The sequence below is a fragment of the Novosphingobium umbonatum genome, assembly GCF_004005905.1.
Classification (GTDB): domain Bacteria; phylum Pseudomonadota; class Alphaproteobacteria; order Sphingomonadales; family Sphingomonadaceae; genus Novosphingobium; species Novosphingobium umbonatum.
In genome coordinates this window covers 209,914-233,024 of the sequence record NZ_SACO01000001.1, presented here as the reverse complement: position 1 = coordinate 233,024, position 23,111 = coordinate 209,914, and the positions used below count along the sequence as shown (strand labels likewise).

Annotated in this window: 28 protein-coding genes; 20 read left to right on the top strand and 8 right to left on the bottom strand. The window is 62.9% G+C overall.

Features of this window, described 5'->3' with window-relative positions; all coding sequences use genetic code 11:
- Positions 1 to 41: 41 nt before the first annotated feature.
- From EOE18_RS01010 to EOE18_RS00995, 4 genes are read right to left on the bottom strand one after another with little or no spacing between them, the layout of a single operon-like run.
- Positions 42 to 746 (bottom strand): queuosine precursor transporter, encoded by a 705-nt coding sequence (locus EOE18_RS01010; protein ID WP_127705292.1) that lies wholly within the window; start codon positions 744 to 746, stop codon positions 42 to 44.
- 44 nt (positions 747 to 790) lie between these two features.
- Entirely contained in the window at positions 791 to 1,459 is a 669-nt protein-coding gene (gene gmk / locus EOE18_RS01005) for a guanylate kinase (protein ID WP_127705291.1), read from the bottom strand.
- 40 nt (positions 1,460 to 1,499) lie between these two features.
- On the bottom strand, positions 1,500 to 1,775 hold the full coding sequence (locus EOE18_RS01000; protein WP_127705289.1) for a hypothetical protein: 276 nt from the start codon (positions 1,773 to 1,775) through the stop codon (positions 1,500 to 1,502).
- Between the two features lie 2 nt (positions 1,776 to 1,777).
- Complete coding sequence (locus EOE18_RS00995; RefSeq protein ID WP_127705288.1) at positions 1,778 to 2,266, bottom strand: SspB family protein; 489 nt, start codon at positions 2,264 to 2,266, stop codon at positions 1,778 to 1,780.
- Between the two features lie 155 nt (positions 2,267 to 2,421).
- Here EOE18_RS00995 and hisB point away from each other — a divergent pair, with 155 nt between their 5' ends.
- The 12 genes from hisB (at position 2,422) to pal (ending at position 10,614) form a co-directional block, all read left to right on the top strand.
- A complete protein-coding gene (hisB, locus tag EOE18_RS00990) occupies positions 2,422 to 3,030 on the top strand; it encodes an imidazoleglycerol-phosphate dehydratase HisB (RefSeq protein WP_127705286.1) in 609 nt (202 codons plus the stop codon).
- Positions 3,023 to 3,640, top strand: a complete 618-nt coding sequence (gene hisH, locus EOE18_RS00985; RefSeq protein ID WP_127705284.1) for an imidazole glycerol phosphate synthase subunit HisH — start codon at positions 3,023 to 3,025, stop codon at positions 3,638 to 3,640. The genes hisB and hisH overlap by 8 nt, the downstream gene beginning before the upstream one ends.
- A 1-nt stretch (position 3,641) precedes the next feature.
- Entirely contained in the window at positions 3,642 to 4,370 is a 729-nt protein-coding gene (gene hisA / locus EOE18_RS00980; protein WP_127705282.1) for a 1-(5-phosphoribosyl)-5-[(5-phosphoribosylamino)methylideneamino]imidazole-4-carboxamide isomerase, read from the top strand.
- A gap of 5 nt (positions 4,371 to 4,375) precedes the next feature.
- Positions 4,376 to 5,158: an imidazole glycerol phosphate synthase subunit HisF gene (gene hisF / locus EOE18_RS00975; RefSeq protein ID WP_127705281.1), complete on the top strand. Its 783-nt coding sequence runs from the start codon at positions 4,376 to 4,378 to the stop codon at positions 5,156 to 5,158.
- Positions 5,155 to 5,493: a phosphoribosyl-ATP diphosphatase gene (locus EOE18_RS00970; RefSeq protein ID WP_164852622.1), complete on the top strand. Its 339-nt coding sequence runs from the start codon at positions 5,155 to 5,157 to the stop codon at positions 5,491 to 5,493. Before hisF ends, EOE18_RS00970 begins: the two co-directional genes overlap by 4 nt.
- Positions 5,494 to 5,525: 32 nt before the next feature.
- Positions 5,526 to 5,903, top strand: a complete 378-nt coding sequence (locus EOE18_RS00965) for a histidine triad nucleotide-binding protein (RefSeq protein ID WP_127705279.1) — start codon at positions 5,526 to 5,528, stop codon at positions 5,901 to 5,903.
- A 105-nt stretch (positions 5,904 to 6,008) separates the two neighbouring features.
- Positions 6,009 to 6,506, top strand: a complete 498-nt coding sequence (locus EOE18_RS00960; RefSeq protein WP_127705278.1) for a YbgC/FadM family acyl-CoA thioesterase — start codon at positions 6,009 to 6,011, stop codon at positions 6,504 to 6,506.
- Positions 6,503 to 7,216, top strand: coding sequence for a protein TolQ (gene tolQ / locus EOE18_RS00955; protein WP_127705276.1), 714 nt, complete (start codon positions 6,503 to 6,505; stop codon positions 7,214 to 7,216). The genes EOE18_RS00960 and tolQ overlap by 4 nt, the downstream gene beginning before the upstream one ends.
- Positions 7,217 to 7,220: 4 nt before the next feature.
- Positions 7,221 to 7,703, top strand: coding sequence for a biopolymer transporter ExbD (locus tag EOE18_RS00950; RefSeq protein ID WP_127705274.1), 483 nt, complete (start codon positions 7,221 to 7,223; stop codon positions 7,701 to 7,703).
- A gap of 21 nt (positions 7,704 to 7,724) precedes the next feature.
- Positions 7,725 to 8,651 carry an energy transducer TonB gene (locus EOE18_RS00945; RefSeq protein WP_127705272.1) on the top strand — a complete coding sequence of 309 codons (927 nt, stop codon included), beginning with the start codon at positions 7,725 to 7,727 and terminating at the stop codon, positions 8,649 to 8,651.
- Positions 8,648 to 10,012: a Tol-Pal system beta propeller repeat protein TolB gene (tolB, locus tag EOE18_RS00940; protein WP_127705271.1), complete on the top strand. Its 1,365-nt coding sequence runs from the start codon at positions 8,648 to 8,650 to the stop codon at positions 10,010 to 10,012. Before EOE18_RS00945 ends, tolB begins: the two co-directional genes overlap by 4 nt.
- 68 nt (positions 10,013 to 10,080) lie before the next feature.
- The gene (gene pal, locus EOE18_RS00935) at positions 10,081 to 10,614 is read left to right on the top strand and encodes a peptidoglycan-associated lipoprotein Pal (protein ID WP_425464273.1); all 534 of its coding nucleotides are present in this window, start codon (positions 10,081 to 10,083) and stop codon (positions 10,612 to 10,614) included.
- A gap of 75 nt (positions 10,615 to 10,689) precedes the next feature.
- Here pal and EOE18_RS18400 read toward each other — a convergent pair whose 3' ends face one another.
- The gene (locus tag EOE18_RS18400; RefSeq protein WP_164852621.1) at positions 10,690 to 10,845 is read right to left on the bottom strand and encodes a hypothetical protein; all 156 of its coding nucleotides are present in this window, start codon (positions 10,843 to 10,845) and stop codon (positions 10,690 to 10,692) included.
- 131 nt (positions 10,846 to 10,976) lie between these two features.
- Between EOE18_RS18400 and EOE18_RS00930 the strand changes: the two genes are divergently transcribed.
- Positions 10,977 to 11,522 carry a J domain-containing protein gene (locus EOE18_RS00930; protein WP_127705269.1) on the top strand — a complete coding sequence of 182 codons (546 nt, stop codon included), beginning with the start codon at positions 10,977 to 10,979 and terminating at the stop codon, positions 11,520 to 11,522.
- Here EOE18_RS00930 and EOE18_RS00925 read toward each other — a convergent pair.
- Positions 11,519 to 12,844, bottom strand: coding sequence for an APC family permease (locus EOE18_RS00925; RefSeq protein ID WP_246027189.1), 1,326 nt, complete (start codon positions 12,842 to 12,844; stop codon positions 11,519 to 11,521). The genes EOE18_RS00930 and EOE18_RS00925 overlap by 4 nt on opposite strands.
- Before the next feature lie 147 nt (positions 12,845 to 12,991).
- On the opposite strand from EOE18_RS00925, the gene EOE18_RS00920 reads away from it, so the two are divergent.
- From EOE18_RS00920 to EOE18_RS00895, 6 genes are all read left to right on the top strand, one after another.
- Entirely contained in the window at positions 12,992 to 13,603 is a 612-nt protein-coding gene (locus EOE18_RS00920; RefSeq protein WP_127705805.1) for a trimeric intracellular cation channel family protein, read from the top strand.
- Between the two features lie 104 nt (positions 13,604 to 13,707).
- On the top strand, positions 13,708 to 14,877 hold the full coding sequence (locus EOE18_RS00915; RefSeq protein WP_127705267.1) for a urate hydroxylase PuuD: 1,170 nt from the start codon (positions 13,708 to 13,710) through the stop codon (positions 14,875 to 14,877).
- Positions 14,878 to 14,917: 40 nt separating this feature from the next.
- The gene (locus EOE18_RS00910) at positions 14,918 to 16,915 is read left to right on the top strand and encodes an acyltransferase family protein (RefSeq protein WP_127705265.1); all 1,998 of its coding nucleotides are present in this window, start codon (positions 14,918 to 14,920) and stop codon (positions 16,913 to 16,915) included.
- A gap of 135 nt (positions 16,916 to 17,050) precedes the next feature.
- Positions 17,051 to 17,773, top strand: coding sequence for a molybdate ABC transporter substrate-binding protein (gene modA, locus EOE18_RS00905; RefSeq protein WP_127705264.1), 723 nt, complete (start codon positions 17,051 to 17,053; stop codon positions 17,771 to 17,773).
- A 3-nt stretch (positions 17,774 to 17,776) separates the two neighbouring features.
- Positions 17,777 to 18,463 carry a molybdate ABC transporter permease subunit gene (modB, locus tag EOE18_RS00900; protein ID WP_127705263.1) on the top strand — a complete coding sequence of 229 codons (687 nt, stop codon included), beginning with the start codon at positions 17,777 to 17,779 and terminating at the stop codon, positions 18,461 to 18,463.
- Positions 18,450 to 19,070, top strand: a complete 621-nt coding sequence (locus EOE18_RS00895; RefSeq protein WP_127705261.1) for an ATP-binding cassette domain-containing protein — start codon at positions 18,450 to 18,452, stop codon at positions 19,068 to 19,070. The genes modB and EOE18_RS00895 overlap by 14 nt, the downstream gene beginning before the upstream one ends.
- Positions 19,071 to 19,074: 4 nt before the next feature.
- On the opposite strand, the gene EOE18_RS00890 is transcribed toward EOE18_RS00895, so the two are convergent.
- Positions 19,075 to 20,148, bottom strand: coding sequence for a PLP-dependent cysteine synthase family protein (locus EOE18_RS00890; RefSeq protein ID WP_127705259.1), 1,074 nt, complete (start codon positions 20,146 to 20,148; stop codon positions 19,075 to 19,077).
- A gap of 193 nt (positions 20,149 to 20,341) precedes the next feature.
- Between EOE18_RS00890 and EOE18_RS00885 the strand changes: the two genes are divergently transcribed.
- A complete protein-coding gene (locus tag EOE18_RS00885; RefSeq protein ID WP_127705257.1) occupies positions 20,342 to 20,881 on the top strand; it encodes a hypothetical protein in 540 nt (179 codons plus the stop codon).
- A 6-nt stretch (positions 20,882 to 20,887) separates the two neighbouring features.
- On the opposite strand, the gene EOE18_RS00880 is transcribed toward EOE18_RS00885, so the two are convergent.
- Complete coding sequence (locus EOE18_RS00880; RefSeq protein ID WP_127705255.1) at positions 20,888 to 22,951, bottom strand: tetratricopeptide repeat-containing sulfotransferase family protein; 2,064 nt, start codon at positions 22,949 to 22,951, stop codon at positions 20,888 to 20,890.
- Between the last annotated feature and the right edge of the window lie 160 nt (positions 22,952 to 23,111).

The following is a 23,111-nucleotide window of genomic DNA, read 5'->3' as shown; positions in this document are numbered from 1 at the left end:
GGATTTGAAGGCTTTTTTGTGGGATGGCCGATTAACGCCAGTTAGGCGCGTTGATCCAGCCATTTGCCAAGGCCCACGAAGAGATAGATCAGCGGCGGCACCATGATGGTGGAGAGCAGCAGCTTGGCAATGATCTGGCCGGTCATAAGTTCGCCAATCGGCATGGGTTGGCCGGTGGAGGCGTTGATGACGCCGTAAAAGCTGATGGTGATGAAGATCACCGTATCGACCACCTGACTGAGCAGGCTGGCCAGCCATGCGCGTAGCCAGAGCTTTTTGCCATCGCCGCCAGCGGCCAGCTTAGAAAAGACATAGACATTGAGCGTCTGCGAGGTGCCATAGGAGCATAGGCCAGCAAATTGCATCCGCGCGCCCTGCCCCAGAAGATGGGCGAAACTATCCTGATCGGGCCAGAAAGGAGCCGGCGGTACCAGATGGATCACCACCATCAGCAGGATCATCGACACGATCAACGGCACAAAGCCAAAGCGCACCAGCTTGTTCGCCGTGGCCGTGCCATGCAGTTCCGCCGTGGCGCTGGCCAGCACCACCAGCAGCAGGAAGGCAAAAATCCCGCTCTCCACCGCCAAGCCGCCCACCATCGGCCAAGTGCCAATATCGGCAATTTTCGTGCCCAGCACCCCGGCCAACACGCAAAGCCCGCCATAGAGCAAGGCGCCGGCAAAGAGCGAAAGCGGAATCTGGGGAATGTGCGGGCTGGGGTGCGGGGCAGAATTATCAAGCATGGTTTGGTGTAGCGGGGGGCAGGGCGAGAGGCAAGGGCGGCGGGTTACACCCGCGTCCGTAACAACCCGCGTACAAAGGGGATCAGCCCCGTCTGGCGCTTGCGGCGCAGGCGTTCAGAGGCGAGGATCAGTTTGATCTGGTCAAAGCATTCGTCCAGATCCTCGTTCACCACCACATAATCATAGCCGTCCCAGTGGCTGATTTCGGCGCGGGCGCGGTCCATGCGGGCGGCTACCACTTCGGGCGCATCGGTGCCGCGGCCCGACAGGCGGCGGTGCAATTCCTCGATGCTGGGGGGCAGCAGGAAGACGCGGACAACGTCTTGCGCGTCCTTTTGGTACAGCTGCTGCGTGCCCTGCCAATCAATGTCGAACAGGAAATCGCGGCCGGTTTTCAGGCCCGCGCGGATATGGGCCTTGGGCGTGCCATAGCAATTGCCGAAAACCTCGGCCCATTCATAGAATTCGTCATTTTCGGCCATGCGGTCAAATTCGCTCTGGCTGACGAAGAAATAGTCCACACCATCCACTTCGCCGGGGCGCGGCGGGCGGGTTGTGGCCGAGATCGAGGGGCTGATGGCATCATCCTCGGCCAGCAGGCGCTTGGCGATGGTGGTCTTGCCTGTGCCGGACGGGCTGGACAGGATGAACATCAACCCGCGGCGGTGCAGGTCGGGGTGATGGTGGTCGGTGTGGTGTAGATCAGGAGCCATGGCCTGCGATGCCGCAAGCCGAGCGCTGGATCAAGAGGGATCAGGCGCCTGCTTCGCTGTCGTCGGGCGGCGTGGCGGCGGTTTTGGCCTGTTTCCGGTCGTGCAGATGCTTGGCCAGCAAGACCCCGCCCACTACAATTGCGCCGGGCACCGATTTGGTCGCCACTTTCATCAGCGCCGCGCCTGCCAGCTTGCGCGGCAGGCTCAGGCGTTGCTGTCCGCCCGCTTTTTCCTGAGTGGTCAGATTGTCCACCGCCTTTTCGATCAGGCTGTGGCCATTCTGCCGGATGATGCGGGCGAGCAGGCTTTCGCTCATGCTTACTTCTTCCGTCCGAAATCCACGGTCACCACATTCGATCCATCCTCGGTGATGATGGAGGCGCCTGCCGAATCATTCTCGGCATCCTCATGCGGTTCGGGGTCCATATCTTCGACCGAGGCCTGGAATTGCAGGCCGAAATCGACCGCCGGATCCACAAAGGCGGTGATGGCGGCAAAAGGCACCACCAGAATCGCGGGGATCTGGTTAAAGGTCAGCCCGACCGAGAAATGGTCCTCGGCCACTTTCAGATCCCAGAACTTGTTTTGCAGGACGATGGTCATCTCGTCGGGAAAACGGGCGCGCAAATGCTGGGGGATGTCCACGCCAGGCGCCTGCGTCTTGAAGGTGATGTAGAAGTGATGGTTGCCCGGCAGGCTGCCACCCATGGTGGATACCTGTCCCAGCACGCGGCCTACCACGGCGCGCAGGGCTTCCTGTACGATTTCATCATAGGGGATGAGGCTGTCGGGCGTATCGTCGGTCATGGGTTTCCAAGTGGCGTGTGGCGTGCGCGCGGTCAAGGGGGAATGGGGGTAAATGGCTGGAGTTTGGTTGCTTGATGCCATGGTGGACGGCAAAGCTGCCTGCAAACCCACGTCGCGTCTTGCCAGCCAAGCCTTGGGGCGTATAGGGGGCAGCCATGCGTACCGCCAAAATCGCCCGCAAGACTCACGAGACCGATATTCTCGTCGAAATCAACCTCGATGGCACGGGGAAGTATGATGTCTCCACCGGCATCGGCTTTCTGGACCATATGGTGGAGCAATTGTCGCGCCATTCGTTGATCGACATGACGGTCCGGATCAAGGGCGACCTGCACGTAGACCAGCACCATACGGTGGAAGACTGCGGCATTGCCATAGGTCAGGCCGTGTCGGCCGCGCTGGGCGACAAGGCGGGGATTGGCCGTTACGGGCAGGTCTATTCGCCGATGGACGAGGCTTTGGCCCGCGTGGCGCTGGATATTTCGGGCCGTCCGTGGCTGGTGTGGAAAGCGGGTTTTACTGTCCACAAGCTGGGCGAGATGGACACCGAGCTGTTTGAACACTGGTTCCATTCCTTTGCCCAGGCGGCGGGTATCACGCTGCATATCGAAGTGCTGTATGGCCAGAATAACCACCACATCATCGAAGGCATCTACAAGGGCCTCGCCCGTGCCCTTCGCACGGCGGTAGAACTGGACCCGCGCAAGGGCGGGGCGGTGCCTTCGACCAAGGGGCTTCTTGGGGACGGGTCATTAAATGGCTGATCTGGCTCTGATCGATTATGGTGCGGGTAATCTGCATTCGGTGGCCAATGCGCTGAAGGCGGCGGGCGCTGGTAATGTGGCGATTACCGCCGATCCCGATGTGGTGGCCAAGGCGGAGCGCATTGTTTTGCCCGGTGTGGGCTCGTTCAAATCCTGCGCTGAAGGCTTGCGCGCTATCGATGGTCTGGTCGAGGCCATCGAGCAGCGGGTTTTGCAAGGCGGCGTCCCTTTTCTTGGCATTTGCGTGGGGATGCAATTGCTGGCCACGCGCGGGGTGGAGCATGGCATTACCGCTGGGCTGGACTGGATCGGCGGCGAGGTGCGGCTGATCGAGCCAACTGACCCTGCAATCAAGATCCCCCATATGGGCTGGAACGATGTGGTGGTTAGCCCGCATGCGCCGCTGATCGAGGCCGGTGAGGCCTATTTCCTGCACTCCTATCAATTTGTGGCCGATGATGCCGCCCATGTGGTGGCCACGACCGAGCATGGCGGGGGTATCACCGCTGCTGTTGGGCGTGACAATATCCTTGGCGTGCAATTCCACCCTGAAAAGAGCCAGTCCTATGGGCTGGAGTTGCTATCCCGTTTTCTGAAATGGAAGCCGTAAGATGATCGTATTCCCCGCAATCGACCTCAAGGGTGGACAAGTGGTGCGTCTGGCCGAGGGCGATATGGCCCGCGCCACCGTTTATGGCGACAATCCGGCGGCGCAGGCCCAGATCTTTGCCGCAGCGGGCAGCCAATATCTGCATGTGGTCGATCTGGACGGTTCCTTTGCGGGGCGTGCGGAAAACCGTGAAGCGGTGGAAGGTATCCTCAAAAGCTTTGATGGCCATGTGCAATTGGGCGGCGGCATCCGCACCCGCGAGGCGGTGGAAGGTTGGTTCAACCTTGGCGTGTCGCGCGTGGTGATGGGCACGGCGGCGTTGAAGGACCCCGAATTTGTGAAGGACATGGCGCGCGAATTCCCCGGCGGGATCGTGGTGGCCGTGGACGCGCGCGATGGCATGGTGGCCACCGAGGGCTGGGCCGAAGTGTCGGATGTGGCGGTGGTCGATCTGGCCCGCCGGTTTGAAGATGCGGGCGTTGCCTCGCTGCTGTTCACCGACATTGGCCGCGATGGCTTGTTGAAGGGCGCCAATATCGAGGCGACCGTCGATCTGGCCCGCCGCGTGGATATTCCGGTGATCGCCAGCGGCGGGGTCAAGGGGCTGGACGATATACGCCTGCTGGCCGTTCATGCTGCTGATGGTATTGAAGGCGTGATCACGGGCCGCGCCCTGTTTGAAGGCAAGCTGGATCTGGCCGCGGCGATTGCCATGGCGGAAAAGGAATAATCGAGATGAGCGTCCGCGTCCGCGTGATCCCCTGCCTTGATGTGCGCGATGGTCGCGTGGTCAAGGGCGTGAACTTTGTGGACCTGATCGACGCGGGCGATCCGGTGGAGCAGGCCCGCGCCTATGACGCGGCGGGCGCGGATGAATTGTGCTTTCTGGACATCAGTGCCAGCCATGAAGGGCGCGGGACGCTGCTGGATGTGGTGCGCCGCACGGCAGAGGTCTGCTTCATGCCGCTGACCGTGGGTGGCGGTGTACGCAGCGCGGAAGATGCCCGCGCGCTGTTGCTGGCTGGTGCGGACAAGGTGGCGGTCAATTCCGCCGCCGTCAGCCGCCCTGAAGTGGTCAGCGATATTGCCGAAAGGTTTGGCAGCCAGTGCATCGTGGCCTCGGTCGATGCGCGGCGCGTGTCAGAAGGTCGCTGGGAGATTTTCACCCATGGCGGGCGCAAGCCCACCGGCATTGATGCGGTGGAGCACGCTGTTCGCCTGACCAAGCTGGGCGCGGGCGAATTGCTGGTTACCAGCATGGATGGTGATGGCACGCGGGCGGGCTATGATCTGGCGCTGACGCGGGCGATAGCGGACGCGGTGTCCATTCCGGTGATCGCCAGCGGCGGGGTGGGCAATCTGGACCATCTGGTCGATGGCGTTACGCAGGGCCATGCCAGCGCGGTGCTGGCGGCCAGTATTTTCCATTTCGGCCACCATACAATTGCAGAGGCCCATGCGGCCTTGCGGGCCGCTGGCCTGCCGGCGCGGGGCATGGCGAAGGGGACGGTAGCATGAGCGAGGCAGGAATCGAACCGCTGGCCATGTTGGCGCGTCTGGAACAGGTGATTGGCGAGCGGCGTCTGGCCGATCCTTCCACCTCTTATGTGGCCAAGCTCAGCGCGCGGGGCGTGCCCAAGATCGCGCAAAAGCTGGGCGAGGAAGCGGTGGAAGCGGTGATTGCCGCCATGGCCGATGACCGCGAAGGCCTGATTGGCGAAAGCGCCGATCTGATCTTCCATCTGCTGGTGCTGCTGGCGGCTAAGGGCGTTACGCTGGCCGATGTGGCCGCCGAACTGGCGCGCCGCGAAGGCGTGAGCGGCATTGTGGAAAAGGCCAGCCGGAAAGGCTGATAGAGGCCAAGGCTGACAGAGGAGCGCGTTCTATGCCCATCGATCCCACCCTGCCTTATGATCCGAACAATATTTTCGCCAAGATCCTGCGCGGGGAAATCCCTTGCAAGAAGGTCTATGAGGATGATTTCTCGCTGGCCTTTCATGACATCGCCCCGCAGGCAAAACTGCATGTGCTGGTGATCCCCAAGGGCGCCTATGTCAGCTGGGATGATTTTTCAGCCAAGGCATCGGAAACGGAAATCGCCGGGTTTATCCGCGCGGTGGGCCATGTGGCGCGTGATCTGGGGCTGGTGGCGCCGGGCTATCGCCTGCTGGCCAATGTGGGGCAGGATGGCGGGCAGGAAGTGCCGCATCTGCACGTCCACCTGTTCGGTGGTGAGCCCTTGGGTCGCATGATCGGCCGCTAATTTCGCACATCACGATAATGGGGCAAGTTTGCGGGTGAACTTGCCCTTTTTTCACCCCTTGCGCCTTGCCCTTTGTGAGCAGAGCGGGCTAAACCCCGCCGCAATATGAACAATCGCCCCACGCCTCCCTCCGGTATTCTTGATGGACCGCTGCATCTCTATGCGGTGCGCGCCTTTTATGAGGATACCGACCTGTCGGGGGTGGTCTATCACGCCAATTACCTCAAATGGTTTGAACGCGCCCGTTCCGACATGCTGCGCCTGCTGGGTATTGACCAGCGCGCGGCGGTGGAGGCGGGTGAGGGCGCCTATGCCGTGGCCGAAATGACCATCCGCTATGCCAGCCCTGCGCGTTTGGATGACGAGGTGGTGGTCGAGACCGCGATGGAGGAGCTGGGCGCAGCCACCATCCGTCTGGTTCAACGCGCGTTCAGAGGCGATGCTCTTAAAGGGCAAGTGCTGTTGGCGCAGGCGCAGGTTCGGGTGGGTTTTGTCGCCCCCGATGGCCGCCCGCGTCGTCAGCCTGCGCCTTGGCGATCTGCTTTTGCCGCTTTCCTCAACTCTTCCTCCCAACCTGCCGCCATTGATCAGGGACAGTCATGACCGCCATTACAATGCTTGCCGCCGGTGCCGCTGCGGCGCCTTCCCATCTCGATCCTGTCGCGCTGTTTTTGCATGCCGATATTGTGGTAAAGGTGGTGATGGGCGGGTTGCTGCTGTCTAGCGTCTGGGTATGGACCATCCTCCTGTCCTTTGGCTTCCGCATGATGGGTCTGCGCCGCGCCAGCGCCAGCTATGAACTGGATTTCTGGAAATCGCGCGATCTCGAAGCGTTTCAGGCCGAGCGTGGCAATGGCAAGAATGCCGATCTGCCGGTGGTCAAGGTGGTCACGGCTGCTCTGGGCGAATGGCGCCGTTCGGCCACGGGCAAGATTGACCGCGATGGCGCGCGCCAGCGTCTGTCCAATGTGATGGATAGCGTGGTGGCCGCCGAGGCCGAGCAACTGGCCGATCGGTTGAACTTTCTGGCGACGGTGGGCTCGGTGGCGCCTTTCGTGGGCCTGTTCGGCACGGTGTGGGGCATCATGAACAGCTTCTTCCAAATCGGGCAGCAGCAAAGCTCCTCGCTATCCGTGGTGGCGCCTGGCATTTCAGAAGCCTTGTTCGCTACAGCTGTGGGCCTGTTTGCGGCCATTCCGGCGGTGATCGGCTATAATCGCTACAGCCATATGGTGAACAGTTTTGAAGCGCATCTCCAGCGCTTTGCCGACCGTTTCCACGCCAGCCTCAGCCGCGAACTCGACGGGCTCTGATCCGATGGCAATGGGCATCCATAAATTTTCGTCCAAGGGGCGGCGCGGGCGCGGGGCAAGGGCGCCCATGGCGGAAATCAATGTCACGCCTTTGGTCGACGTGATGCTGGTGCTGCTGGTGATCTTCATGGTCACCGCGCCGCTGATGAAGGCGGGCATTCCGATCCAATTGCCCGACAGCCGCGCCAAGGCGTTGGAACAGACCCCGCGACAGGTGACGATCACCATGGACCACGAGGGGCGTGTGTTTCTGGATGATGCCGAACTGGCACCGGGCGAAATGAGCGAGCGTCTGGCTGCTTTGCCCAAGGGCAGCGATGGCAGCGCCCCCTTGGTGACGTTGCGTGCGGATAAGGCGCTCGATTATGGCCGCGTGGTGGGCCTGATGGGCGAATTGAACCGCGCGGGCATCACCTCCATCGCGCTGGTGACCGTGGCAAGTGGTGGCGAGGCACCTGCCGCCGCCGCTGTGGCTGCGTCACAGTAAGGGCTGGAGGCAAGCATCGCCATGGCAAGTTTGACGCGGGGCGAGGGGATCGGGCTGGGGCTGGCCGTGGTGGGCCACGTGGCTTTGGCCTATGTGTTGGCCATGGAGCCTGCCGAGCTGCCGCATCCCACGCAAAAGCCGATACAGATTAATCTGGTCGATGAAGTGGCGCTGAAGGCTGAGTCCACCTCGCGCGAGGAAGCCGCGCTGGACCGCGCGCCGACCTTGGGCGAGGCGCAGCCTGCACCCCAACCCGCCCCACCTCAGCCGGTGACCCCGCCGGTGCCGCAGCCCAAACCGCAACCGGCCCCGCCACAGCCTGTACCGCCACAGCCCGTACCGCCCAAGCCGCAGCCCGCGCCGCCTAAACCCGCGCCTGCGCCACCCAAGCCGGCACCCGTCAAACCGCAACCGGCTCCGCCCAAGCCGCAGCCAGCCCCCGCCAAGCCTGTCACGGCGAAATCGGACCCCATCGGCGCGATCATTGCCAAGAGCGCGGCGGCCAACCCGCATGCCAATGCCCCCGCCAAGACCAAGGCGGAAGGTGGCAGCCGCATCGGCAGCGATTTTCTGAAAGGCGTTACCTCTAACACTGGCGGCAAGGCCCAGACTCCACCCGCGCCCACCATCGGTCCGCAGGTCAAGGGCGCTTTGGTCGGCGCGATGAGCCGTCAGCTAAAGCCCTATTGGCGCGTGCCGCAGGGGGTGGATACCGAGCAATTGGTGACCGTGCTGGCCTTTGATCTCAATATTGACGGCACACTGGCTGGCCCGATCACCGTGGTGCGGCAGGAAGGGGTTACCCCGTCCAACCGCCCGCAGGCCGGTCTCCACCGTGAAAATGCCATTCGCGCGGTAAAACTGGCGGCCCCTTTCCCTCTGCCGCCCGATTACTATGATGCATGGAAACATGTGCAATTTGAATTCAACCGGAAGCTGTCCCAATGACCTTGCGTAAACTCGCCCTGACCTTGGCTGCCTCCACGCTGGCCCTTTGCGGGCAGGCTGTGGCCCAAACCCAGCCCGCTGCTGCCCAGCCTGAAGTGCTGACCGGATCGGTGTCCGATGACAGCGCGTGGCAGTCCCTTGGCGTGGCCATCCCCGCCTTTGCCACCAATGCCGATCTGCCCACGCAGTCCAGTGCGGGCAGCACCGCGCAATTGGGCCGCGCCGTGGCGGAGATCATCACGGGGGATCTGAAAAACAACGGCCTGTTCAAGCCGACCGGCCCCGACAAATTGCCCACCGTGCCCTATATCCAGATCACCGCGCCCGATTTCGGCACTTGGGCGGGGCGGGGCGCGGATATGTTGGTGCATGGCAGCGTCTCTGTGGGCGAGAATGGTACGCTGACCATCGGCTGCTTCCTGTATGATGTCAGCCTGCATCAGCAATTGGCCAAAGCGGTATGGCAATTGCCGCCCGCCGAATGGCGCCGCGCCGCGCATAAATGCGCCGATACGATCTATGCGCGCCTGTCGGGGGAAAGCCCCTTCTTTGACAGCCGCATCGCCTATATTGCCGAAACCGGTCCCAAACAGTTCCGCATGAAGCGTCTGGCCATCATGGATTCCGATGGCGCGAACCACCGCTTCATCACGACGGGTCAGGCCATGGCGCTTACCCCGCGCTTCTCGCCCGATTATCGCAAAATAGTCTATTTGTCCTATCTCAACGGCCGCCCGCGCATCTTTGTCTATGACGTGGAAAGCGCAACCCAGAAGCTGATCGCGGAGACGGGCAATCCCACCTTTGCCCCACGCTGGTCGCCCGATGGCAAGTGGATTCTCTATTCGATGGCCTCGGCGGGCAACACCAATATCTATCGCATCCCCTCCACCGGCGGCCATGCACAGCAATTGACCAATACGCCGGGCATTAATGTGGGCGGCAGCTATTCGCCCGATGGCAGCCGGATCGTGTTTGAGAGCGACCGGGGCGGCAGCCAGCAGATCTATGTGATGAAGGCTGATGGCACCGAGCAACGGCGCATCAGTTTCTTTGGGGGGCGCGCCGCCACGCCCGAATGGAGCCCGCGTGGCGACCAGATCGCTTTCACCCATATTGCGGGCAATTTGCGTATTGGCGTGATGAATGTCGATGGTAGCGGGATGCGCCATTTGACCGATAGCTGGCAGGATGAAGCGCCGACATGGGCGCCCAATGGCCGCATCATCCAGTTCTTCCGCACCGAAAAGGGTTCCGGCAAGACCAGTATCTGGCAAGTGGACCTGACGGGGCGTAATGAAAGGCGCTTGCCCACGCCTGTGGACGGGTCTGATCCTTCATGGGGACCCATCCGGCAATAATGTGTTGATGCTTTGATTTTAAGGGGGGGATAATTTAGCTTATCCTCAAGCAACCAGGAGAAGACGAAATGCCTTCCATGCCTTCTACCCGTACTCTGGGCACGCTGCTGCTCACCACCACTGCGGCCCTTTCGCTGGCTGCTTGCGCGAAGAAGCCTCCGGTGGTGCTGCCTCCGCCGCCGCCCGCTCCGGTGGAAACGCCCGCTCCGCCGCCGCCGCCGCCTGCTCCCACTGGTCCGGTTCCCGGCTCGTCGGCGGATTTCAACGCCAATGTGCCCACCACCGTTCTGTTCGATCTGGACAAGTTCAACATCGACGCCGCTGATCAGGACATCCTGAAGGCTCAGGCTGCATGGCTGTTGAAGTATCCCGCCAAGGCTGCGACGATCGAAGGCCATGCGGACGAACGCGGCACGCGCGAATATAACCTTGCGCTGGGCGAACGCCGCGCCACCGCTGCCAAGAATTACCTCGTCTCGCTGGGCGTGGCCGCCTCGCGCTTGTCGACGGTGTCCTATGGCAAGGAACGCCCCGTTGATCCGGCCAGCACCGAAGAAGCATGGGCCAAGAACCGCCGCGCTGTGACCGTCACCATCGACTGATCACCGGCCAGATAGGCGAAACAAGCGCCCCGCCATGGTTAGCTCCGTGGCGGGGCATTTGGTTTGTGGGGGTGTTTAGTGCCGTGCCAGCAGCGGCAGTTTGGGCGCCAGCACATAGCTGTTACCCGTAATCGCCTGATCATCCGAGGCCATCATGCGCGGCGCCAGCAGGGCGCAGGCGGCAGTGGCGAATAGGGCAATAGCGCTGGCAAGGGCAAGTTGGCGGCTCATGGTGCGCGCCCATAGGGGCATTCCCGCTTTATTGCAATGCAGCAAGCACGCCACAGTCCAAGGTACAATAAGCGCGAGGCCCCCTTGGTGCCTCTTGTGATTCGGGGCGGCATTTGCCAAATTAGGTCACTATGAGCCGCGCACGCCGATCTTCTGACTGGGGTTTTCCACGCTGGCGCGGCTATGAAGGTGGCCGCGAGGCTGCCAATATCCGTATGTGCGACCGCGCAGGATGTGGCGAGCCGGGCAATTGTCCCGCGCCAAAATCGCCCAACAGCCCCGACCGCTGGTATTTCTGTCAGGCCCATGCCGCCGAATATAATTCGGGCTGGGACTATTTTGCAGGGCTGGACAAAGAAGAGGCCGCCTCGCGCGAGAAGGCGGAGCGGCAGACCCATTCGGGCTATCACGAATCGGCCTATTATGGCTGGACCGGATCGGGCGATGGCACGCGCAGCCGCGACGAGATGCGCGCTCTGGAAGTGCTGGAACTGGAAAGTGACGCCGATTTTGACATGATCAAAAAGGCGTGGCGTACCAAGGCCAAGGAAGTGCATCCGGACGTGCGCCCCAATGACGAGGCGGCGGCCAAGGCTTTCCAGAAATTGCAGGCGGCCTATGATGTGCTGCGCGTGGCTGAGGAACGCCGCCAGTGGAAGGGGCCTGCGGGGCTCTAATCCTTCCTTGCCAGCAGCGCGAGAAATCCGCCGCCCACCGCCATCACGCCTGCTCCATAAAGTGCGCCTGCGCCCAGATGGGCAAAGGATGCATAGAGCATATAGAGGGCCAGCGCGATAAAACTGAGCGGGAACAGCGGGAAGAGAGGCGTGCGGATCGGTCGCGGTTGATCGGGATGGGTGAGGCGCAGTCGAATGGCAGCTGCCATGCCCAGCGCGACGAACAGCCAATAGACCGGCGTCATATAATCCACCATCGCGGCAAAGCCGCTGCCCGTCATGGCCGAGAGCAGGGTGAGCAGCAGGGAAACCGCGCCAACTGCCAAAGTTGCCCGCGTCGGCGTGCCGCGCGTGGGGTGCCATTGGGCGATGCGTGACAGCGCGGGCAGATCGCGCGTGGCGGCATAGGTGGTGCGTGAACAGACGATGATGGTGGAATTGATGCTGGCCACGGTGGACAAGCCCACCACGCCGACCACCAAAGCCTCGCCCGCCCAGCCAAAGGCGCGGCCCGCCAGATCAGCGGCAGGCGCGCTGGATGTGGCCAAGGCGACCTCGCCCAGCCCGCGCATCATCGCCCAGTTGAGCCCGACATAGATGGCGCTGAGCAGGCTGATCGAGCCTATTGTCGCAATCGCCATGCCGTGGCGGCTGGATCGCACCTCGGCCGACAGGGTGGCGGCATCGCTCCACCCGCCATAGGCGAGGAAGATATAGATCATCGCCACGGCCACTTGGCCCATGGCGGGCGGCGGGGCATCGGGCAGCATGGGGGCGGCAGACACCACCAGTCCCGCGCCGACCACGCTGGCAAAGCCCAGAGCCACAGCCGCCACCAGCAGGGCCTGCGTCAGAAACCCCAGCCTTACATGGGCGACATTGAGCGCCGTCATCCCCGCCACCAGCGCCAGCGCGAAACAGACCTTGGCGCCTGTGCCCCATGCCAGAGCCGCGCCCACATGGTCCGCCGCCAGATTGGCCATCAGCGCCACCCATCCGGTATGCATGATGGCAAAGCGGGACCATGCATAAAGCCCGCCCAGCCTGTCTCCCCATGCACGGCGGATGAAGGAATATTCCCCGCCCGCATCGGGGAAGGCAGCCGCCATTTCTACATAGGACAAAGCCCCCACCAGCGAGACAACTCCGCCCAGCACCCATAGGCCCAGAAAATGCCAATGGCCCACGCTTGCCGCCACGGTGGGCGCAGTTTTCAGCGTATCGGTGGACATGATCATTCCCAAGGCCAGCAGCATGGCATGGCCGCTGTGCAAATGGCGTTTGGGGGCGGCGGTATCGGGTGATGACATGGCGCCCGACATGCGGGCAGCGCGCCTATGCCGTCAAGGTGGCATCTGCCCTTGGCAAGGGGGCAAGTGCTTGGCACAAGCGCGTATTGCAGCCCAAGGAGGACGCGCATGGCCGGATCGGCATTGGCACAAATGGCCCCGCAGGTGGCGCCCAAGGTGATGGAAGCCTCGGCCATGGCGATGCCTTGGCTGGATATGGCGGCCACCGCGCTTTTTGCCGTGTCGGGCGCGCTGGCGGCGGCGCAAATGCGCAAGACTTTGGTGACTTTCGCCTTCTTTGCCGTTGCTACCGGCCTTGGCGGGGGCACTTTGCGCGATTTGTTGATCGGGGCGCCGGTGTTCTGGATGCACCGCTCGGTGCCGATTGCCATTTGTCTGGTCTCGGCTGTGGTGGTGTGGTGCATGCCGCGCCGCATCTGGCCGGTGCAGGCGATGGAGTGGTTCGACGGGGCGGGGCTAGCCGCCTATAGCGTGTTTGGCGCGGCCAAGGCTTTGCAATGGGGCATACCCCCGCTGCCTGCCGCGATGATGGGGGTGGTGACGGCGTGTATGGGCGGCATTTTCCGCGATATGCTGGCCGGTGTACCCTCGATCGTGTTGCGGCCAGAGCTTTATGTCACAGCGGCGGCTGCCGCTGCGGTCAGCCATGTGGGCCTGTTGGCTCTTGGCGTAGAGCGCAGTTTGGCGATGGTGGTGGCCTTTGCCATCGGACTGGGTTTGCGAGGCGCGGCGATTGCGTGGCAATTGGGTCTGCCTGCCTATCGGCGCTAGGCGCTCTTATTTTTGCAAAGGGCCAAGCGAATTTTTGCGCTTTATGCGAACGGGGTAAGTCGGCAGGGACATAGAGCTGGTATCAGGGGATCAGGGCAGGCGCGATGGATATTACCGAATGGCTCAATCTGGCTTTGCGGTGGCTGCATCTGATTACCGGCATCGCATGGATCGGTTCGTCCTTCTATTTCGTCTGGCTGGATAACCACCTCACTCCCCCTAAACAGGGAGATGCCAGTGGCGAGCTATGGTCGGTCCATGGTGGTGGTTTCTACCATGCGCAGAAATATATGGTTGCCCCCGCGCAAATGCCCGATGACCTGCACTGGTTCAAATGGGAGGCCTATTTCACCTGGGTCAGCGGGTTCAGCCTGTTGACTTTGGTCTATTATGTCGGTGCGCGCAGCTTTTTGATCGACACGCAAAAGCTGGCGCTGGAGCCATGGCAGGCGATTGGCATCGGGCTGGGCGCGATTGCTCTGGGCTGGGTGGTCTATGACAGAATGTGCCGCAGCGCGCTGGGCCGGAACAATCTGGCGATGGGCGTGGTGTGGTATGGCTTTCTGGTGGGCGCGGCCTATGGCTTGAATCAAGTGTTCAGCGCGCGCGGGGCCTATCTGCATATTGGCGCGATGGTGGGCACGGTGATGGCCGCCAATGTGTTCATGATCATCATCCCCGGCCAGCGCAAAGTGGTGGACGCACTGATCGCGGGGCAGGCGCCCGATCCGGCCTTGGGCGCGCGGGGCAAGCAGCGCTCTTTGCACAACAATTACATGACGCTGCCCGTGTTGTTCATCATGATCAGCCACCATTACCCGATGACGTTCGGCGCGGATCGGCCTTGGCTGGTGCTGGCGCTGGTTTCGGCCCTTGGTGTAGCGGTCCGCCATGTGTTCAACCTGCGGCATAAGGGCAAAAGCTCGCCATCCTTGTTCGCTGCGATTGTGGCGCTGATCGTGGCGACCACGGGCTATGTCGCGTGGGAAAAGAGCGGTAGGGCGCAGGCCAAGGGGCCGGACCTGACCTATGCCGATGTGCAGCCCATTTTCGCCAAACACTGCCTGTCCTGCCATGCCGAGCATCCGGTGGCCATGCCTGCGCCGCCTTTGGGCGTGATGCTGGATAGCGCCGCCCATGCCGGTGCCATGGCCCCGCGCATCCAGAAAGTGGCGGTGGACGCTCAGGTGATGCCCTTGGGCAATATGACTAATATGACGCCGCAGGAGCGCGCCAAGCTGGGCGCATGGATCGCGGGCGGGGCCAAACCCTAAAGGCTTGACCCGTTCGGGGGCAGCGGCCAGAGGAACCGCCATGTCTGCCCCCCCAAATCACCGCCCCGATATTGACGGATTGCGCGCCATCAGCGTGGGCGTGGTGGTGGCTTTCCATGCCTTTTTTACCAAGGGCTTTGGCGGCTTCATCGGGGTGGACGTATTTTTCGTCATTTCCGGCTATCTGATTTCGGGCATCATCCTGCGCGATCTGGCGGCGGGGCACTTCAGCTTTGCCGGATTTTATGCAAGGCGGGTGCGGCGGATTTACCCCGCGCTGGTGCTGGTGCTGGCGGCCACGCTGGCGGCGGGCTGGGTGCAATTGTTTGATGATGGGTTTGCGCAACTGGGCCGCCATGTGGCCGCCGCCGCGCTGTTTGTCAGCAATCTGGCGCTCTATGGCGAGGCGGGCTATTTCGACACGGCTTCCGAAGCCAAGCCCCTGCTCCACCTATGGAGCCTTGGGGTGGAGGAGCAATTCTACATCTTGTGGCCGCTGGCTTTGGCGCTGGTGTGGCGGTTGTGGCGCGGGCGCGGCGTCTGGGCGCTGGTGCTGCTGGGGCTGGCTGCCAGTTTTGCGCAAGAATTGTGGCTGATGGGGCGGGACCAGTCGGCGGCGTTCTACATCCCAACCGCGCGCTTCTGGGAAATGCTGGCGGGCGCAGCGCTGGCGCAGGCGGAGCGGAGCGGGCTTCCCAAGCCGCGCTGGCTGGCGGAAGCCTTGGGCGCGGGTGGCTTGCTGGCGCTGCTGGGCGGGCTGGTGTTCATTACCGAGGGCGTGGCCTTCCCCGGCACGGCGGCCTTGTTGCCGGTGGGCGCGGCGGTGGCGATGATCGCGGCGGGGCCACAGGCTTTCGTCAATGCGCGGCTGCTGGGTCTGGCGCCGATGCGCTGGCTGGGGGGCATCTCATATCCGCTATACCTCTGGCATTGGCCGGTTTTGGTGCTGGTGCGAATGGCGGGCTATTCCAGCGCTCAGGCAATGGTCTGGGCGGTGCTGGCGGCAGTGGGGTTAGCTTGGGGCACCACGCGCTTTGTCGAGCCGCCCTTGCGCTATGGCGGACAGGGCAAGGCCAAGCTGGCGGGCCTGTTGGCGGCGATGGGGCTGATCGGCCTGCTGGGCTGGGCTACGGCGCAAGGTATGTTGCGCAGTTCTACCAGCGCGCAAACCGCCAGCATCACGCGGCAATTGGGCTGGGATCTGGCGGTCTCCTCGCCGGAACAAGGCGCGGCTTGCAACCGGCTGATGCCGCAGCGTTCGGCGCTGGTGCCCAATATGCAAGGCAATGATTTCTGTGCGCTGTCACGCAAGGCGCAACCCGATGTGGCGCTGATTGGGGATTCGATGAATCTCAGCCTGTTTCCCGCCCTGTCGCGCTATCGGGACATCAATGTGTTGCTGGCCTCGGCCAGCGAGGCCGCGCCTTTCTATGACACGATCACCACCGAGCGTTTCGACCAGACCCGCCGCAACAATTGGATGCTGACCAATCAGGCGCTGGATTATGCGATCGCCAACCCGTCGATCCGCGTGGTGGTGCTGTCCTATGCCAATGGGGACCGGCTGTTGATCGATGGTTCGGTGCATGAATTGCTGGACCGGGCCGATGCCCGCAAAGCGGAACCGACGGCGGTGCTGGAACGGGTGATGCGCCGCACGCTGGAGCACCTGTTAAAGGCGGGCAAGCGGGTGATTGTGGTGGCACCAAACCAGCGGATGGGTTTTGATCCATCCGATTGCCTCACCAGCCTGCGCCCGATTCACGCCGCTGGCGTGCGCCAATTCTGCGGCGAGCGGGCGGGTAGCGGGTGGCAGCAGATCCGTTTGCGCTATGATGACTGGCTGCGCGGGGTGCTGAAAGATTATCCGCATGTGCAACTGGTCGATCTTGCGCAGCCTTTGTGCGATGCGCGGGGCTGTTATGCGATGCGAGAGGGCGTGATGCTTTATCGCGACAATCTCCATCTATCGCTGGAAGGTTCGGCGGTGGTCGCGCCTGCGGTGCATGCGGCGATCCTGAAAGCGCGGGCGCGCTAGCAGGGGCTTGTTTAGGCCGTCATCCTATATACAATGTAATATAGGTTGTGCGGGAGAAGGCCATTGCGGCTGGGTTTCAGGTCAGTTTTCCAGATTATATTGTCGGGCTTGGCATGGCTGGCGGGCGGGCAGGCCATGGCGCAAACCCGCGGGCCGGTGGTGCTGGCTGCGGCCTCTTTGCAGGAATCGCTCAACGCCGCAGCCGATGTCTGGGCCGCCAAGGGGCATCCGCGCCCTGTGCTGTCTTTCGCGGCCTCTTCCGCCTTGGCGCGGCAGGTGGTGCAAGGCGCGCCCGCTGATCTGTTCTTTTCCGCCGACGAGGAATGGATGGATTTCGTGGCCAAGGCCCCCGGCCATGCGGGGGGCTGGTTGGCTCCGGCCACGCGGGCGCCCTTGCTCACCAACCGTCTGGCCCTGATTGCGCCTGCGGGCACCCTTTTGCGTCTGACCATTGCCCCTCGCTTCCCGCTGGCCGCAGCTTTGGGGGCGAATGGCAGGCTGGCCATGGGGCAGGTGAACAGCGTTCCGGCGGGCAAATATGGCCGCGCGGCTTTGGAAAGCCTGCAAGTCTGGCCCTCGGTTCAGGCAAGAGTGGCGGGGGCCGATAGCGTGCGCGCCGCCATGGCGCTGGTGGCGCGTGGGGAGGCGCCTTTGGGCATTGTTTATGTCACCGATGCGGCGGCGGACAGGAAGGTGCGGGTGGTGGGCCTGTTTCCTGCGGCCAGCCATCCGGCCATTGTCTATCCCGTGGCGCGCTTGGCCCTGTCGCATCACGCTGATGCGGAAGGCTTCCGCCGCTTCCTGATCTCGCCGGAAGGCAAGGCGCTGTTCCGTCACTATGGTTTCGGTACAAGCTGACCCATGCTGAGCGCGGAGGAATGGGATATTTTGCGCCTATCTCTGCAGGTGAGCATGGTGGCGGTTCTGGCGGTGGCGCCACTGGCCTTCGCCTGTGCATGGGGCTTGGCGCGGGGGAGGCATCCCTTGTGGGTGCTGCTGGATGGGCTGGTCCATCTGCCCTTGGTGCTGCCGCCGGTGGTGATGGGTTGGCTGTTGCTGCTGGCCTTTGGCGCGCAGGGGCCGGTGGGCGGTTGGCTGGCCGAACATGGCATCAGCCTCATGTTCCGTTGGACCGGCGCGGCCTTGGCTAGCGCGGTGATGGCGCTGCCTTTGATGGTGCGGGCGATGCGCCTGTCGATCGAGGCGGTAGACCCCAAGCTGGAGGCTGCCGCGCGCACCTTGGGCGCTGGACCATGGCAGACCTTCGCCTCGATCAGCCTGCCTTTGGCCATGCCGGGGGTGCTGGCGGGCATGGTGCTGGGCTTTGCGCGGTCCTTGGGGGAGTTTGGCGCGACGATCACCTTTGTCTCGAACATTCCGGGTGAAACCCAGACCTTGCCCTTGGCCATCTATGCCGCGTTGCAAGTGCCGGGGCAGGAGCAGGTGGTGACGAGGCTGGCTTTGCTGTCGGTGGCTTTGTCCTTGCTGGCTTTGGTGGCGTCCGAAGTGCTCAACCGGCGGATGGGGCGCAGCCATGTTCGAGATTGACGTGACCTTGCGGCGGGGCGAGCGGACCATCGCCCTGCAATGCGCCAGCGCGGGCGGTGTGGTGGCGCTATGCGGGCGTTCGGGCGCGGGCAAGACCAGCGTTTTGGACATGGTGGCCGGTTTGGTCACGCCGGACGAGGGCCGGATCGTGGCGGCGGGCCATGTGCTGTTTGACAGCGCGGGCGGCATCAACCTGGCGCCCGAACAGCGCCGCTGCGGCTATGTGTTTCAGGACAAGCGCCTGTTTCCGCATAAAAGCGTGGAGGCCAATCTGCTCTATGGCTGGCGGCTTATCGCGCCGGAGCAGCGCTGGATCACCCCGCAGGAAGTTTATGATCTGCTGGGGTTGGCGCCCTTGCTCCACCGCCGCCCCGTCAACCTGTCGGGTGGCGAGGCGCAGAGGGTGGCCATCGGGCGGGCCTTGCTGGCCGGCGCGCGCTTCCTGTTGCTGGATGAGCCTTTATCGGCGCTGGATGCTCCGCGTCGGGCTGAGATTATGGGCCTGATCGAAAGAATCCGCGATTCGCTGGGCCTGCCCATGCTCTATGTCAGCCACCAGCGCGACGAGGTGGAACGTCTGGCCGCGCTGGTGGTGGAGATGGATTGAGGCCTTACGCCGCGCCCCAGAGCTTGAGGTAATGCGCTTCGGCTTCCTGCCAATGCAGGCCGTGTTCTGCCAACCATGCATCATCATAATAGGTCTGGGCATAGCGGTCGCCACCATCGCAAAGCAGGGTGACGATGCTGCCTGACAGGCCGCATTCGGCCATTTCCTGCATCAAACGCGCCACGGCCACCATATTGGTGCCGGTCGATCCGCCCACGCGGCGGCCCAGCAGGCGGGAGAGGGCGCGCATGGCGCCAATGCTCTCGCCATCCTCGACCGGCTCCATGCGGTCGATGACCGAAGGGATGAAGCTGGGCTCGACGCGGGGGCGGCCAATGCCTTCGATGCGTGCGGTGCAGCCGCCTTCCAGCGTGGTGATCGATGGATCGGCAAAATGCCGGTGAAAGATCGAGGCGGCCGGATCAGCCACGCAGAGGCGGGTTTTCATGCGTTGATAGCGGATGAAGCGCCCGATCGTGGCCGAGGTGCCGCCGGTGCCGGCTCCCACCACCACCCATGAGGGCTCTGGGTTGGGTTCGCGCGCCATTTGGGCAAAGATGCTTTCGGCAATATTGTTGTTGCCGCGCCAGTCGGTGGCGCGTTCGGCATAGGTGAACTGGTCGAGATAATGGCCGCCGGTCTCGCGGGCGAGGCGGGCGGAAACGTCATAGACGCTGCGTGGGTCATCGACGGCGTGGATTTCACCACCGTAAAAGCGGATCGCGTCCAGTTTGGGGCGGGCGGTGGTGGCGGGCACCACGGCGATAAAGCGCAGGCCCAGCAGGCGCGCGAAATAGGCTTCGGATACGGCGGTGGAGCCGGACGAGCTTTCGATCACGCAAGTGTCCGGCCCGATCCAGCCATTGCACAGCGCATAAAGGAACAGCGAGCGGGCCAGGCGGTGCTTCAGGCTGCCGGTGGGGTGGCTGCTCTCATCTTTCAGATAGAGCGGGATGTTGGGGTAACGCGGCAGATCGATCCGCAACAGATGGGTGTCGGCCGAGCGGGTGTAATCCGCCTCGATACGGGCGATGGCCGAAACCAGCCAGTCACGCGATACGCTAGTCTTGTGAGTCATCGCGGCGTTAAACGCCCGCTGGTGGAGATTGGCAAGTGACTTATGCGTCAAGATATTGACGCGGGCCACGCATTTGGACGCATTGCCGCCACGGCTGGGCGGTTGCAAATTGGCACAGGGCCGGATGGGGGCTTGCCAGATCGCGGCGAGCGCTTATGCGAACACGTCCAATCCTAAAAGGGAGACTTATGTGATGATGCGTATTCTGGGTGCTTTGCTGGCGATGGTGATGGTGGCAACGCCTGCAGCCGCCAAGCATCATAAGGCGAGTCATCATGCCGCGGCCGCGCCCGCCAAGGGAAAGGAAAAGGCGGCCAAGCACAAGGCGACCAAGCATAAGGCGGAAAAGTCTGCCAAGGCGCATAAGAAGGGCAAGAAGCATCAGGACGCTGCCGTAGAGCCCAAGCATGGCAAGCACGCCAAGGGCAAGAAGGCCGGTCATGACAAGGCCGAGACCAAGGGCAAGCGCCATGGCAAGCATGACAAGGCCGCCGCCAAGGCTGAAAAATCGGGCAAGAAGCACAAGCTGACCAAGGCCGAACGCCGCGCCGCCGCCCGTGCCGAGCGCAAGGCGGCCCGTCATGGCCAAGGCCGTCACAGCCGTCATGCCGCCTCGCGCCGTTCCTATCAGGTGCCGCATTATACCGCGCCCGCGCCGGTTGCCCCTGCCGAGCCGACCGGCCCCAGCAGCGGTTTCAACGCCGCCTTCCGCGACATTCGCCCCAATCAGTAATCAGGTTTAGCCGATCAACCCCAAATGCTCCGCCCAGTCTGCGGGCGGAGCGGGGAAGGCCTCCACCACCGGCCCCAGCGCGTCGCGCAGGGGGGAGAGCCATTCGTTGAAATGGGTCCATTGCTCTAGCCCGTCACGATAGATGGGCTGGCGCACCTGTTCGGAACTGGCCGTGCGCACGGCGCGTTTGTTGCGCCAGAAGGCCAGACATTCCTCTTCAAATTCCACCCCGACATAGGCCAGCAGCGAGGCAACCTGCGCCTGCGTATCGGCGACCATTTCCTCATAGATCACGCGGTGGACCACGCCGGGCATCTGCGCGTCAAAAGCGGCCATTTGCGCCACATAATCGCGGTAATAGCGGCCAATCTCGCCCAGATCATAGGTGAATGCCTGCCCTCGCGCAAAATGCTGTTTCCATCCCGAAAAGCAGCAACCCATCGGGTGGCGGCGGGCGTCAATAATCTTGGCCCTTGGCAGGATCAGGTGGATCAGGCCGGTGTTCTGCCAGTTATTGGGCATTTTATCGATGAAATAGGGGCGGTCGCTGCTGCGGTGGATGCGGGTGCGCTCGATATATTCCTCGCCCAGTCGCGTGCGGTCGGCGGGGGACAGGCTGCGCAGCAGATCACTGTAGCTGGCAAATTCGCCCTGATCGACGCGGGCCTTTAACCGGCCGGTCAGCATCATCATCTCGGGCAATTCATGCGTGCCCTCGATCTGGCTGTGGCTGGACAGGATCTGTTCGACCAGCGTGGAACCCGAACGCGGCAGGCCCAGCACGAAAATCGGGTCGGGGGCGGTGCATCCGCCCTCGCTCAACCTGGGCGCATAAAAGGGGGCGGTGAACAGAGCGGCATGTTCGGCAGCGTCCAGATGGGTTTCATCGGCATCATACAGGACTTCGGGACGGCGCAAGCGGTTGCCCTGATCATAATGGGCGAAGCTGTCGGCATAGATGCCAGCGTCTTCCAGCGCCTTGCCCAGCGCGAAATGCAGGTGGAGCAGGTCCTCCAGCGCCGGTCCCTGTTCAATGGCGGCCAGCATGGCGGCGCGATCTTCGGGCGGGAATTTGACCGTTTTCAGATTGGCCAGACTCCACCATGCCTCACCCAAAGTCGGCGATTGCGCGATGGCATGGCGATAGGCGGCAATGGCGGCGGGCTGGTCACCCAAAGTCTTTTGCACATGGCCCAGATTCATCCAGATGCGCGGCTGATCGGGATATTGGCGCAGCAGGTCTTCATAGATCGCCTTGGCCTCTTGCTGGTTGCCTTTAAGCACCATCATCGAGGCCAGCAGCAGCGCATTATCGGCATTTTGCGGAGTCTGCGCGCTCAGGATAGCGGCATGGTCCAAGGCTTCGGGCAGGCGGTTGGCTTGCGATAACAGGCGCACCAGAAATTCGCGCGCAGCGGCAAAGCCGGGGGCCAGTTCCAGCGTGCGCAGCAGATAGGTAATCGCCTCGTCCAATTGCCCCATGCGCCACGCCAATTCGCCCATCATGCGGGTGGCGGCAATATCATCGGGCTTGGCGGCCAGACGCGCTTTCAGGATCGGTTCGGCGGTTTCAAAGCGGGCTTCCCCCATGGCAATCGCCGCCTCGATCAATTGCGGATCGCGGGTGGAGGCGCGCACCGCGCCCATTTCAGCCTTGGTGGCTTCCTGATCTTCTCCGGCGGCGCGCAACAATCCGGCCAGCACGCTCCACGCCCGACCCAGATCATCGCGCAGGGCGACCGCGCGGCGCAGATGGTGAATGGCGCCCTCGGCATCGCCCAGACCCGCCAGCGTCAGCCCCAATTCGCAAGCTGGACCTGCGGCGCGCGGTTGATCCTGCGTGAGCGGTTGCAGCACGGCCTGGGCTTCGGGCAATCGCCCCAACAGGCGCAACGCCTGTCCCTTGATCAATTGTGCCTGCGGGTGGGCGATGGCAGCCAGAATCTCGTCCGCCTGCGCCAAAGCCAGCGCCGGATCCTGCGCCAGCAACCGTCCGGCATGGGCTAGCGCCATGTCCAGAGAACCGCTGACCTCTGCGGTTTTATCCAGAACATCCGAAGAAGACGCCATGCGAAAGCCCTTTGTTTTCTTGTGCATGCATCAGGCGCCGCTCGACATGCCCCCAAAGGCAGGCTGTCAATCTGCGGAGTCTGACTTAGGCGTGATTGTCTGCCCCCCTGTTGCCCAGTGATATACGTCAGACGACGTAAGGCTTGGCTTGCGGATTCGC